We start from the raw sequence: 13,059 nt of genomic DNA on the forward strand, positions 1-13,059 counted from the left end.
GCGGAGCGTTCGCCGGCCCCCGGCCGCGAACGCGTTGATCGAAGCGCGGGCGGGCCCGCGCGGAACTCACTTGCCCAGCGCCGCGGCGAACGAATTGTCGACCGCGCCGGCGTAGGTCACGCTGCCGGGCTTGATGTTGCCGATCGACTCCTGCAGGTCCAGCGCGTTGCGGAATGCCTGCTCGGAAATCGCGGGCGTCGGCGCATAGATGTTCTGGTCGATCAGGCGGCCCACGGCAGCCTCCACGATCTTCGGGTCGAGCGTCGGAAACTCGCTTTTCGCCACGTCCTTGGCGGTCTGCGGCGACTGGCGGATCAGCGCCTCGGCCTCGGCCATCGACTTCACGAAGGCGGCCACCATCTTCGGCTTGTCCTTGATGGTGGACGCCAGCGTGTCGATGGTCGAGAACGCGTAGCCGCCCGGGTAGGCCTTCGGGAAACCATATACGATCCGGTAGCCCTGCGCGATGCCGGTGTCGGCCTGCGGCTCGTAGACGGCCGCCGCCTGGCTGCGGCCCGCGCTCACCGGCGCGAGTTCGGTGCCGATCTGCACCGTGTTGAGCGCGACCTTGTCGATCTTCTGGTCCTTCACGAGCCGCTGCAGCAGGTAGGTGCTGGTGGACGGCGGCAGCGCCACCGCCACGCTCTTGCCCGACAGGTCGCCCGGCTGATGCACGCCGGCCTCGGGCGGCGCGATCACCCACACCGGCACGCCCGCCACCACGTTGGCCACGCTGATCACGCTGGCGCCCTTCAGGTTCGCGAGCACCGCCGTCATCGGGTCCTGCAGCGAGAAATCGGCATGGCCGCCGATCACCGCCGCCACGCCGGCCGCGCCGCTGCTGGCCGTCACCTTCTTCACGTCGAGCCCGTTCTTCGCGAAGATGCCCTTGTCGATCGCGACGTAGAGCGGCAGGTACTGGATCGACTGGAACGCCTGGTACACCGTCACCGGCTCGGCCGCCCGCGCCTGCATCTGTCCCGCCAGTCCGGCCGCGAGCGCGACGCCCGCCGCGATTGCTCCCGTGCGCATGTTGATTCGCTTCATCATCTTGCCTTCCATGAAATCACCTTCGCTTCCGTGAATTGAACGATCCAGCTCAGCAGCGTCGCCATCAGCGTGAGCACGATGATGCCGAGCCACACCGTGTTCAGGTCGAACAGCGAACCCGCGACGAACACCTCGTGGCCGAGCCCGGCCTGCGAGGCGATGTACTCGCCCACCACCGCGCCGATCAGCGCGAAGCCGATGTTCACGCGCAGCGTCGAGAACACCCACGGCAGCGCGCCCGGCAAGATCAGCTTGGTGAAGATCAGCGCGGGCCGCGCGTTGAACGAGCGGAACAGGTTGAGCAGATCGCGGTCGATCTCGCGCGAGGCCGCGCACGCCGAGATCATCGCCACCGCGAACGTGGAAATGCCGGCCAGCCACACCTTCGACGCCATGTCGGAGCCGAACCAGATCACGATCAGCGGGCCGAGCGCGATCTTCGGGATGCTGTTGAGGATGATCGACAGGCCCTCGGCCACGCCCGAGACGCGCGGCACGAACCACAGCAGCAGGCCGGCCGCGATGCCCAGGCCGCTGCCGATCACGAGGCCGAGCACGGTCTCGTAGAACGTGACCAGCGTGTCGCCGACCAGCGTGCCGCCGTCGAGCCCCTGCCGCAGGGCCAGCCAGATGCCGGTGGGCGAGCCGAGCAGCTTGCCGTTGATCCAGCCCGCCGAGACCGCCAGCTGCCAGAAGCCGATCAGCAGCAGCACCACCAGCGCGACCGCGCCCGTGGTGCCGAGCCGGGCGGCGCGGCGCGGTTTCGCGCGCCGGCGCGGCGGCAGATTGGACGAATTCGACGAATTGGAAGACATCGCTACGTCGCTCATGTCGTGGCTCCCGCGTGCTGGATGGTGTGGCTGCGCAGTCCGTTCCAGACGCGCGAGTGGTAGGTGCGGAACTCCGGCGCCTCGCGCGCCGACACCGCGGTGCGCGGGCCGTGCGTGGTGAGGCGCACCTCGATGTCGTCCTCGATGCGCGCCGGGCGCCCGCCCAGCAGGATCACGCGATCGCTGACCGCGATCGCCTCCTCGATGTCGTGCGTGACGAGCACGACGCTCGTGCCGTTCTGCTCGCGCAGCATCATCACGTCGTCCTCCAGCGCGAGCCGGGTCTCGTAGTCGAGCGCGGAGAACGGCTCGTCGAGCAGCACCAGCGTGGGATCGACCAGCAGCGTGCGGGTCAGCGCCACGCGCTGGCGCATGCCGCCCGACAGCGAATGCGGATAGGCGTCGGCCACGGCGCCCAGCCCGTAGCGCGACAGCATCTGGCGCGCGCGTTCGAGATCGGCCGGGCCGATCTTGCGGTACAGCTCGATGCCGAGCACCGCGTTCTGCAACACCGTGCGCCACGGCATCAGCAGGTCCTTCTGCAGCATGTAGGCGATGCGGCCCGCGCTGCCGTCCTCGCGCGCGCCCACGCTCACCTGGCCCGACTGCGGCCGGATCAGCCCGGACACCAGATTGAACAGCGTGCTCTTGCCGGCGCCGCTGCGCCCGACGATCGACACGATCTCGCCGCGCTTCACGCTGAAGTCGAGCCGCTCGAAGATCGGCACCTCCACGTCGTCTGCAGTCCGAAATGCATGGCTGAGCTGCTGGACCCTGAGGCGGTCCGTGCCCGATGCGCGCATCGCATCGATCCCGCCCGCTGCAGGCGCAGCGGCAAAGGCAGAGAGATTCATGGACATCTCCATCGGTACGTGATGTACGTTTGTGCTATGCACAACGCATCATGCACAATCAAAAAAGCCGTGGCACAAAATGAAAAAAAGTCGGTGGCGGCCGCGTGCCGCAAGCTGGGGCGCGGGTCGCGCACGAAAAACGTGCGGGCTGGTGAAGTGTCGTGCCGGCGCGGGGAATGCCGCACCGCGATGGCGCACGAGGCGGTGCGCCGGCAACGATCGCCGAGGGAGGACGGGGGAAGGAGGCGACTTCGTTGTTCTTCGTTATTGAACGAAGCCGCCGGAGCTGGAAAACCTGTCGGTGTGTCCGCGCCGTATCCGGGATCGCGATGGATTCGATCCGGCTGGCGGCGCTGCGGGCCTTGTGCCCCTACGCGGCCGGCTCGCGGCAGAACACGAACATCGGGCTGGTGTGGTGATACGTGTCGCCCGGCTCGGTATCGATGTCCACCAGTTCCAGCGCGTAGTCGGACTTGCGCAGGAACGCGCGGTAGCCATGGGGATGGGTCGCCTGCACGCCGGCCTGGAACGGGTGCCGCAGGTCGCCGAACAGCTCGGCGATGATCGCGCGCGGCGGCGCCTCGGCCAGCGTCCGGCGCGCGCCCGCGAGCGCGTCCACTTCGGCGCCCTCGATGTCGAGCTTCCAGATGTCGAACGCGCCGTGGGCGTCGCGCAGCGCGTCGATGGTGGTGGTGCCCACCTCGATGCGCTGATGCTGGTCGCCGAAGATGTACGGGAACAGCGCGAGCACCTCGTCCTTCAGGCTCGAGCCCTGGTTGTGCGCGAGCGAGATCGTCATCGCGGCCTGGCCGATCCCGCCCGAGATCGCCTGATCGACGGCCACCACGCGCACGGCCGGCAGCATCGCGAGCCGCGCGAACAGCGCCGGGACCGGCTCGGCCGCGATCACGCGGCGCGCGCCGGTTTCGAGCAGCTCGAGCGCCGTCACGCCGATGTTCGCGCCGGCGTCGAGCACCTGGTCGCCGGGCTGCACGAAGCGCCGGAACAGCGCGCGGTCCACGTCGCCCTGTGGGTAGCGCAGCTCGAGCAGCAGCGACGCCGCGTAATAGCGTTCGTGCCGGTGGGACAGGTCCAGCGTGATGGGAATCGCGCCGATCTCGAAGCTGACCTTGCCGCTGTCGCGGATGTTGGCCTCGATTTCCGTGTGCAGCATTTCCCGCTTCGACATGGTGCGCTCTTCGGTTGGATGAAGGCGCACATTATGCCGTACCCGCCGCGCCGCCCGTTCGGGCGCGCGGCGGCACTCCGCACGGCGTGGCGCGGGCTCAGGCGGTGAAGCCGGCCACCGCGTGCGGCACGTAGGGCGCCTCGAGCGCCGCGATCTCGTCGTCGTCGAGCTTCAGCTCGAGCGCGGCGAGCGCGTCGGTCAGGTGGTGCGGCTTCGAGATGCCGACGATCGGCGCCGTCACCGCGCTCTTGCGCGCGACCCAGGCCAGCGCGACCTGCGCGCGCGGCACGTTGCGCGCGGCGGCGATCCTGGCCACCGCCTCCACCACGGCCTTGTCCGCCTCGGCGGTGGCGTCGTAGAGGCGCGTGCCGACGTTGTCGCTCTGCTGGCGCTCGGAAGTCTCGTCCCAGTTGCGGGTCAGGCGGCCGCGCGCGAGCGGGCTCCACGGAATCACGGCCACGCCCTGCTCGGCGCACAGCGGCAGCATCTCGCGCTCTTCCTCGCGATAAAGCAGGTTCAGGTGGTTCTGCATGCTGACGAACTCGGTCCAGCCGTTCAGGCGCGAGGTGTAGAGCGCCTTCGAGAACTGCCACGCGGCCATCGACGACGCGCCGATGTAGCGCGCCTTGCCGGCCTTCACCACGTCGTGCAGCGCTTCGAGCGTTTCCTCGATCGGCGTGGTCGGATCCCAGCGATGGATCTGGTACAGGTCGACGTAGTCGGTGCCGAGCCGCTTCAGGCTGTGGTCGATCTCGGTGAGGATCGCCTTGCGCGACAGGCCCGCGCCGTTCGGGCCGGGCCGCATGCGGTTGAACACCTTGGTGGCGATCACCACGTCGTCGCGCTTCGTGTATTCGCGCAGCGCGCGGCCGACGATCTCCTCGGAGGTGCCGTCCGAATAGGTGTTCGCGGTGTCGAAGAAATTGATGCCGGCCTCGATCGCCGCGCGGATGATCGGGCGGCTCGGCTCCTCGGGCAGCGTCCACGGATGGGTGCCGCGCGCCGGCTCGCCGAACGTCATGCAGCCGAGCACGAGCTTCGACACTTCCAGGCCCGTGGTCCCGAATTTCACGTATTCCATTTCCCACTCCTCCATCAGATTGATTCGCCGGTCGGCTTGCACCGGTTTTGCAATTGGCTTACGGCGGCGGGCGCCGCGCCGCGTGCCGACGCCAACGGGACAGGATTGTCGCCCATCTCGGGGGAGGCTGCCGCGAGGCCGCGCGCGGCGCGGCGGGCGGTGGTCACGCTCTGGTCACTGCTACGCGTCGCGATATCCCGGCGGGTTCGTCTCCGAGCGCGGCAGCGCCTCGTCCGCGAGCCCCCAGCGCGCCAGCGCCGCGCGATACTGGCCGCCCGCGATCAGGCGGTTGGTGGCCGCCGTCAGCACCGGCGCGAGGCCGCCGCCCTTGCGCGTGGCGATCGCCACGTCGGCGCGCTCGGGCCAGCCCGCGTTCACCGTGCCGACCAGGCGAATCGTGTGCTGCGTGGCCGCCTCGTAGGCGAGCGGCGCGTGCGGATTCAGCACCGCGTCGGCGCGTCCCGAGCCGAGCGCGAGCAGCGCCGAGGCGGCATCGTCGAAATACAGCAGCGTGGCCGCCTTCAGGCCGTGCGCCACGTTCTCGCGGCTCCATGCCAGCAGGATGCGCTCCTGGATCGTGCCGGAGCTGGTGATGATGCGCAGCCCGGCGATGTCGCGCGGCCCGCGGATCGCCGCGATCGGGCTCGCGGCCGGCACGTAGAACGCGTGCAGGCCGAGCCGGTAGGTGCTGAAGTCGAACTTGCGCTTGCGCTGCTCGGTCACGCCGACGTTCGAGATCACCGCGTCGAACTTGCCCGACGCGAGCCCGAGCGGCCAGTCGGGCCACGCCACCACCACCGGCGCGAGCGCCAGGCCCAACGCGTCGGCGAGCAGGTGCGCGTAGTCCGGGTCCGAGCCGACCAGGGTCCGCGCGTCGCTCGCATAGGTGGCGATCGGCGGCGCGAACGGCGACACGGCCACCGTCAGCGCGCCGGGCGTGACGAGCCGGTAGCCGGAGGCGGCGAGCGCGGCCCGCGCGGCCGGATCGTCGGGCGCGCGAATCCGGCCGCGCTGCGCGGGGCTGAAATCGAAGGCCGGCGGCGGCGTATCGGGCGATGGCGATGGCGCGGCGGCGGCGGCGAGGCCGTCGCGCCACGCCGCCGCCGTGAGGGTCCAGGTGCCGAGTTGCGCGAGGAATTGTCTGCGTCGGGTCATGGGTGGTCCTGCGTCGTGCCGGGTGGTCCCGCAGCGGCGCGGCGCGAAGCCGTGGCGAAGGCCGCGCGCCGCTGCCGCAGCGGCTGTCGCCGCCGAGTGTAAGCAATGCGCGCGGGTTCGCGAACGAGGCGATCCGGGAATCCTTATCGCCAGACGTGCACAAGCGGCGCGGCGGCGCCGGACCGGCGTGTTACGCTGCGTGGCGCGTCGCGTCGGCGGCCGCGTCGATCCCGACATTCGTCAAAATCATCAGAACGACACGAGACCCGCTAACCATGATCGCCAACCTGCTGACCGGCCTCGTCGCCGCCATCCACGTCTATATCGTCGTGCTCGAAATGTTCCTGTGGACCACGCCGAAGGGCCGCCGCGTGTTCGGCCTGACGGCGGACTTCGCGCAGCAGACGCGCGTACTGGCCGCCAACCAGGGCCTCTACAACGGCTTCCTCGCGGCGGGGCTGATCGCCGGGCTCGTGTCGGCCGAACACGGCCACGCGTTCAAGCTGTTCTTCCTGATCTGCGTGATCGTGGCCGGCGTGTTCGGCGCGGCCACCGCGAGCCGCCGCATCCTGTTCGCGCAGGCGCTGCCGGCCGCGATCGCGCTGGCCGCCCTGTTCGCGAACGTCTGATGCCAGGCCGCGGTGCTTGATGCGCCGCGCGCCCGACTTCCTCGCACGAACGCGGCGGCGCCGAGCCGTCGCGGCGCTCGCCTGATCGGCCCGCCCGACGGCGCGGCACGCGTCACGACGCCGGGCAACATCGAAGCCCGCGACGCCGCCCGCATCGCGCATCGGCACCGATAAAAACCACCCCCGGTCCGCCCGTTCCCACCAGACGCGGCGCGACGACACGAATCGCGACGCGGCGCAACACCGCGCGATCCTCCACTCGCGACGCCCTTCCCGCCCGCATCCTCGCCTCGCCCCATGCCATACCTTCGTCTATCTGTGCGCCCGCGATAGCGGTCGATACGATGGGTTCCATGGAGCGCCGGATCACACGAGCCGACCACCGCCGTGTTCAACCACTTAGCGAGAATGCCATGTCCTTTCCCCTGTCTCCCGCCCAGGTCGCCCAGTTCGAAGCCGACGGATTCCTCGTCATTCCCGGCCTGCTCGACACCGAGGCGGTCGCCTCGATGCAGGCCGCCATCGACGAGATCATCGCCTCGACCAGCGACCTGCGCGAAGTCGCCGAACTCGAGCCGAGCGATCCCGCCGTGATCCGCCGCATCTGGCAACCGTCGAAGCGCCACGCCGCGTTCCGTGCCGTGCAGGAGAACTCGCGCCTGCTCGATCATCTCGAGTCGCTGATCGGCCCCGACATCGTGTTCCACCACAGCAAGCTCAACATGAAGGGACCGCGCGTCGGCTCGCCGGTGGAATGGCACCAGGATTTCTCGTACTACCCGCACACCAATTCGAAGCTGGTGGCCTGCCTCGTCTATCTCGACGACGCGTCCGAATCGAACGGCTGCCTGCGCGTGCTGGCCGGCTCGCACAAGGCGCAGATCTACGACCACTCCGAGAACGGCTTCTTCCGCGGCAAGGTCGGCCTCGACAAGCTGCCGTCCGGCTGCGTGGAAAAGACCGCGGCGGGCCGCGCCGGCAGCGCCGTGTTCCTGCACTGCCGCGTGCTGCACCGCTCCGACCCGAACCATTCGGACCGCTACCGCCGCTGCTTCATCCCGGCCTACCGCGCCGCCGACGCGCTGCCGATCTACTACGGCCCGCACGCCGCGCACAACGAGGCCGGCACCTATCTGCTGCGCGGGCAGCAGCGCCGCTTCGTGACGAGCGAGGCCGGCACCTGGCCGATGCCGATCACGGAGAAGGCGTTCAACTCGCTCTACGCGCTGCAGCAGGGCGAGCACACGCTCGACCAGCCGCTGCACACCGTGTCGAGCGGCTACGCCACCCAGCCCCACCAGCCCGCCACCCACCAGTAACGGGGTCGTCATGAAACCGCACATCCTCGTGATGAATCGCTGGCCGCAATACCGCAACGGGCATCCGTGGGATCACGAGCTGTGCCGGCATGACGAAATCATCCCGTCGCGCTACGCGGTCAGCTATCTCTGCGACGAGGAAGGCAGCCGCGGGCTGCCGCTCGGGCAGGACCCGGCCCGCGTTTATCGCGTCGACGATTTCCTCGACACCGAGGCGCTCGCCGCGCAGGTCAAGCGCGCGATCGTCGAGCACGGCCCGGTCTCGCACCTGCTGGCGTTCTCGGAGTACCTGCTCGACCCGGCCGCGGCGATGCGCGAGCGCTTCGGCATTCCCGGCCAGAGCCGCGCCGAGGTCGACCGGTTCCGCGACAAGACGCTGATGAAGCGGATCCTGCAGGCGGCCGACCTGCGCGTGCCGCGCTGGTTCGCCTGCACCACGCCCGACGAGACCGAGGCGCGGGCGCGCGAACTGGGCTTCCCGCTGATCCTCAAGCCGATCCGCGGCGCGTCGAGCAAGGGCGTGCGGAAGCTGGACTCGATCGACGCGCTGCGCGCCGCGCTCGCCACGCCGGACCTCGGCCAGTACGAGATCGAGGAATACATCGACGGCGAGATCCTGCACGTGGACGGCGTCCTCGACCGGGCGGGCCGCTGCATGTTCCTCTGCGTGAGCCGCTACATCTCGTCCTGTCTCGACTTCGAGGCCGGCGTGCCGCTCGGCTCGGTGATCCAGACCGACACCCCGCTCGCCCGCGCCTGCCGCGCGTTCGCGCTGGCCTGCCTGCGCGCGCTCGAGCTGCGCGGCTCGGCGTTCCATCTCGAACTGTTCAGCCGCCACGGCGAGCTGGTGTTCCTCGAGATCGGCGCGCGCGTGCCCGGCGCCGACGTGCCCTACACGGTCGACCGCGCGTTCGGCGTCAACCTGTTCCGCCTGTGGGTGGACGCCGCGCTCGACCTGCCGGCCTCGCTGCCGGTGGTGTCGCCGCCGCGCAGCGCCGGCTGGGTGACGATTCCGCGGCCCGCGCCGCTGCCGCGCCGGGTGGTGTCGGCGGGCTCGCTGCTGGGCCGCGTCCCCGGCCTCTATCGCGAACTGATCCCGACGCCGGGCGACCTGCTGACGGACACCGGCGGCGGCTACACGCACCTGCAGGGCGGCCGCTTCCTGATCGAGGGCGCCAATGAGCGCGAGGTGCTCGCCTCGATCCGCGAGATCGTCGCCCGCTACGAACTGAGCACCACTCCCGTTTCAGCCGCCTCTGTCGATTTTCACCAGGAGACTCCCATGCGAACGCTTACCCATGCCGAACTGCTTGCCAAACGATGCGTCGTCTTCGCCGAGGGCTGCTTCGGCCTCTTCACCAGCAAGGTGGCCGCCTCCTACCTGCGCTACCGGCCGGAATCGGCGCTGGCCGTGATCGACAGCACCCAGGCCGGCAAGCGCGTGAGCGACGTGATCGGCTACGGCGGCGAGATCCCGGTGGTCGCGAGCGTCGAGGAAGCGCTCGCGGGCAAGCCCGAAGTGCTGCTGATCGGCAAGGGGCTGCATTCGGCCCAGCTGCCGCCGGGCTGGAAGGTGCCGCTGCTCACCGCGATCCGCAGCGGCCTGCACGTCATCAACTGCATCCACTTCCGGCTGCGCTCGGACCCGGACCTGGCCGCGGCGATCGACGAGGCCGGCATCACGGTCTGGGAGACCAAGGAGCCGGTGCCGCTCGAACTGAACAAGGCGCGCGTGCTGGCGCTGCCCTGCTTCGTGGCCCATACCTGCGGCAGCGATTCGAACATCGGCAAGAAGACCGCGGCGCTCGAAATCAGCCTGGAAGCGAACCGGCGCGGCATCCGCACCGGCTTCGCCGCCACCGGCCAGACCGGCATGCTGATCTCCGGCACTGGCATCGTGGTGGACTGCATCCCGAGCGACTTCGTGGCGGGCGCCGCCGAGAAGGTGGTGCTCGACGCCGCCGAGGGCAACGACTGGGTGGTGCTCGAGGGCCAGGGCTCGCTCAACCACATCGGCGCGAGCGGCATCGCGCTGGCGCTGCTGCACGGCGGGCTGCCGCACGCGCTGATCTTCTGCCACCGGCTCGGCCTCGAACGCACCAAGGTGTGGGACACCAAGCTGCGGCCGATCCCCGAGCTGATCCGCCTCAACGAGGCGCTCACGGTGTTCGAGCGGCCGGCCAAGGTGGTGGCGATCAGCGTGAACAGCGCGGGCTTGAGCGACGCCGACTACCGCGCCCAGGCCGACGCGCTGGCGCGCGAGACCGGCCTGCCGGTGGTCGATCCGTGCCGCGACGGCGCCGGCCTGCTGGTGGACGCGCTGCTGGCCTACCAGAAGACGCTGGAAGCCGCCCCGCACGCCGAAGAGGTGACGCAATGAAAGACGCCGTGATCCTGCTGATGCATCAGGGCAACTCGTTCGTGCAGGAGCTGGCCGCGCTGCTCGCCGCGCGCGATCTCGCGCTCGTGGCGGTCAGTTCGAAGCCCGCCGACACGGCCGTGTTCGAACGCAACCAGGCGTTCCTCGACGGCTGGCAGCTGACCGACTCGGCCGAGCTGCGGCCGGCCGACGTGACGACCGCCGCGCGGCACTTCGAGCAGGCCGGCTACCGGTTGCGCGCCGCCATCGCCACCTTCGAGGGCTATCGGCTGCTGATGGCCGAACTGAACGCCACGCTCGGCGCGCGCGACGCGCCCGCCGCGGCGCTCGCGCTCGCGCTCGACAAGTTCCGCTGCCGCACCTTCCTGCGCGAGGCGGGCCTGAGCGAGGTGGCCTGCGAGCTGATCGAGGCCGGGGCGGCGGTGCCCGACCTGGATCCGTCGCGCCGCTGGTTCGTCAAGCCGGTGCGCGGCGCGGCCTCGTTCGGCTGCTTCATCCTGGCCCATCCCGACGACCTGCGCGACCTGCCCGAGATGCAGGCGCAGATGCACAACGACGGCAAGCTGTCGTCGATCTTCATGGGCAAGTTCGGCTTCTTCGCCGAGGAATACGTCGAGGGCCCGGAGTTCAGCTTCGAGATCGCGGCGGCGGACCGCCCGCGCGTGGTCTGCGTCCACGAGAAGGCGCGCGTCGAGCGCCTGCAGCGCACCACGCTGGAGAGCATGTCGATCTCGCCGCCCGTGAGCCTGCCCGAGGCCACGCTGCGGGAAGGCGCCGCGTTCGTGTCCGAGTGCCTGGGCCGGATCGGGCTCACCAACGGCGCGTACCACGTCGAGATGAAGTACTGGGAGGCGCGGCGCCGCTGGGAAATCATCGAGATCAATCCGCGCATGGGCGGCAGCCTGATCAACGCCAGCACCGAGCGGATCACCGGCGTGTCGATGCTCGAACTCTGGCTGCGCTCGCTGCTGCTGCGCGACGCGGCCGGACTGGCCGGCTTCCACGGCTTCGTCGACGGCGTCGCGCAGGCGGGCCGCGCCGCCGCCGAGACCGGCGAGCGCGCCACGGTGTTCGTCAGCAAGTACGGCCAGAAGGGCCGCACGGTGGCCTCGATCGAGTACGACGCGGGCGGCCGCACGCCCGACGTGCTCGAACTGCACGTGAAGGCCGGCGCGACGCTCGAGAACTCGGACCGCGCGATCTGCGTGATGGACGCGCTCTGGGAAGTCGATCGTGCCTCGCTCGCGCAGTCGGTCGAGGCGATCGAGCAGGAATCGGACGCACGCTTTCACATCACGTACCAGTGACGATACGGCGGCCCGCACGGCGGCCGTCCGGCGGTTGGCTCCTTCCTTGTCGGAGACGTTCATGGCAGATCTGTCCCATCCGGCTTTCGACGCCCATCTCGGCGGAAAGCTCGAAGTCGTCGGCCGGGTTCGCATCGACACGCGCGAGGATCTCGCGCGCGTCTACACCCCCGGCTTCGCCCACGTCGCCGCCGCGATCCATCGCGATCCGGCGCTGATCCGGCGCTACACCATCCGCCAGAACACGGTCGCCATCGTCACCGACGGCACCGCCGTGTCGGGCATCGGCAACGTCGGCCCGCATGCCGCGCTGCCGGTGATGGAAGGCAAGGCGCTGGTGTTCCGCCGCTTCGCCGGCCTCAACGCGGTGCCGCTCTGCCTGGCCACCACCGATCCGGACCAGATCGTCGAGACCGTCGAGCGGATCGCCCCGGCGTTCGGCGCGGTGATGCTGGAAGACATCTCGGCGCCGCGCTGCTTCGAGATCGAGACACGCCTGCACGAGCGGCTCGAGATCCCGGTGATGCACGACGACCAGCACGCCACCGCGATCTCGGCCGGCGCGGCGCTCGTCAACGCGCTCAAGCTGGTGGGCAAGCGCGTCGAGACCGTCAAGGTGGTGATGGTGGGCGCGGGCGCGGCCGGCACCGGCTGCGCGAAGATGTTCCTGAACCTCGGCGTGCGCCGGCTGATCGGCTGCGACCGCGCGGGCGCGATCCATCGCGGCCGCGCCGATCTGAACGACGCCAAGGCCTGGTTCGCCCGGCACGCGAACCCGGATCAGGAAACCGGCTCGCTGCGCGAGGTGCTGGCGGGCGCGGACGTGTTCCTCGGCGTGTCGGGGCCGGGCGTCGTCACGGCCGACGAGATCCGGCTGATGGCGCGGCGCCCGATCATCTTCGCGCTCGCCAATCCGCAGCCGGAAATCATGCCGGCCGATCTGCGCGACGTCGACGCGATCGTGGCGACCGGGCGCAGCGACCTGCCCAACCAGATCGACGGCGGGCTGGCCTACCCGGGCCTGTTCCGCGGCGTGCTCGACGTGGGCGCGGCGAAGTTCTCGGAGGCGATGAAGCTGGCCGCCGCGCAGGCACTGGCCAGGCTCGTGGACGGCGCCGCGCTCGAGGCCGGGCGAATCGTCCCGGACATCTTCGACGAACGCGTGATGCCGGCCGTGGCGGCGGCCGTCGCGGCGGCCGCCACGCCCGCGGCCCGCGCCGCCTGACGCGGGGCCGCGCGATGCCGCCTCCCGTTCATTCCGTTCG

The 13,059-nt window shown here is 70.1% G+C and carries 11 protein-coding genes; 5 read left to right on the plus strand and 6 right to left on the minus strand.

What is annotated here, in order from left to right:
* Positions 1-66 precede the first annotated feature (66 nt).
* The 6 genes from bpln_RS25915 to bpln_RS25940 form a co-directional block, all read right to left on the minus strand.
* Positions 67-1,050, minus strand: a complete 984-nt coding sequence (locus bpln_RS25915) for an ABC transporter substrate-binding protein (protein WP_338025973.1) — start codon at positions 1,048-1,050, stop codon at positions 67-69.
* Positions 1,047-1,880 carry an ABC transporter permease gene (locus bpln_RS25920; RefSeq protein WP_055140421.1) on the minus strand — a complete coding sequence of 278 codons (834 nt, stop codon included), beginning with the start codon at positions 1,878-1,880 and terminating at the stop codon, positions 1,047-1,049. Before bpln_RS25920 ends, bpln_RS25915 begins: the two co-directional genes overlap by 4 nt.
* Complete coding sequence (locus bpln_RS25925; RefSeq protein WP_042629453.1) at positions 1,877-2,734, minus strand: ABC transporter ATP-binding protein; 858 nt, start codon at positions 2,732-2,734, stop codon at positions 1,877-1,879. Before bpln_RS25925 ends, bpln_RS25920 begins: the two co-directional genes overlap by 4 nt.
* 370 nt (positions 2,735-3,104) lie before the next feature.
* The gene (locus bpln_RS25930; RefSeq protein WP_055140422.1) at positions 3,105-3,923 is read right to left on the minus strand and encodes an FkbM family methyltransferase; all 819 of its coding nucleotides are present in this window, start codon (positions 3,921-3,923) and stop codon (positions 3,105-3,107) included.
* A 97-nt stretch (positions 3,924-4,020) separates the two neighbouring features.
* Positions 4,021-5,004, minus strand: a complete 984-nt coding sequence (locus bpln_RS25935; RefSeq protein ID WP_055140423.1) for an aldo/keto reductase — start codon at positions 5,002-5,004, stop codon at positions 4,021-4,023.
* A gap of 180 nt (positions 5,005-5,184) precedes the next feature.
* Complete coding sequence (locus bpln_RS25940; RefSeq protein WP_055140424.1) at positions 5,185-6,159, minus strand: transporter substrate-binding domain-containing protein; 975 nt, start codon at positions 6,157-6,159, stop codon at positions 5,185-5,187.
* Between the two features lie 275 nt (positions 6,160-6,434).
* Here bpln_RS25940 and bpln_RS25945 point away from each other — a divergent pair, with 275 nt between their 5' ends.
* The 5 genes from bpln_RS25945 to bpln_RS25970 all read left to right on the plus strand — a co-directional run bounded on the left by bpln_RS25945 (position 6,435) and on the right by bpln_RS25970 (position 13,019).
* Complete coding sequence (locus bpln_RS25945) at positions 6,435-6,788, plus strand: DUF1304 domain-containing protein (RefSeq protein ID WP_175937923.1); 354 nt, start codon at positions 6,435-6,437, stop codon at positions 6,786-6,788.
* A gap of 413 nt (positions 6,789-7,201) precedes the next feature.
* Positions 7,202-8,107 (plus strand): phytanoyl-CoA dioxygenase family protein, encoded by a 906-nt coding sequence (locus tag bpln_RS25950; RefSeq protein WP_042628047.1) that lies wholly within the window; start codon positions 7,202-7,204, stop codon positions 8,105-8,107.
* A gap of 10 nt (positions 8,108-8,117) precedes the next feature.
* Positions 8,118-10,487 (plus strand): DUF1611 domain-containing protein, encoded by a 2,370-nt coding sequence (locus bpln_RS37975; RefSeq protein WP_148654187.1) that lies wholly within the window; start codon positions 8,118-8,120, stop codon positions 10,485-10,487.
* The gene (locus bpln_RS25965) at positions 10,484-11,794 is read left to right on the plus strand and encodes an ATP-grasp domain-containing protein (protein WP_055140425.1); all 1,311 of its coding nucleotides are present in this window, start codon (positions 10,484-10,486) and stop codon (positions 11,792-11,794) included. The genes bpln_RS37975 and bpln_RS25965 overlap by 4 nt, the downstream gene beginning before the upstream one ends.
* 61 nt (positions 11,795-11,855) lie before the next feature.
* The gene (locus bpln_RS25970; protein ID WP_082465443.1) at positions 11,856-13,019 is read left to right on the plus strand and encodes an NAD(P)-dependent malic enzyme; all 1,164 of its coding nucleotides are present in this window, start codon (positions 11,856-11,858) and stop codon (positions 13,017-13,019) included.
* Positions 13,020-13,059 lie beyond the last annotated feature (40 nt).

Origin of the sequence: Burkholderia plantarii, assembly GCF_001411805.1 — a bacterium.
GTDB classification, from domain to species: Bacteria; Pseudomonadota; Gammaproteobacteria; order Burkholderiales; family Burkholderiaceae; genus Burkholderia; species Burkholderia plantarii.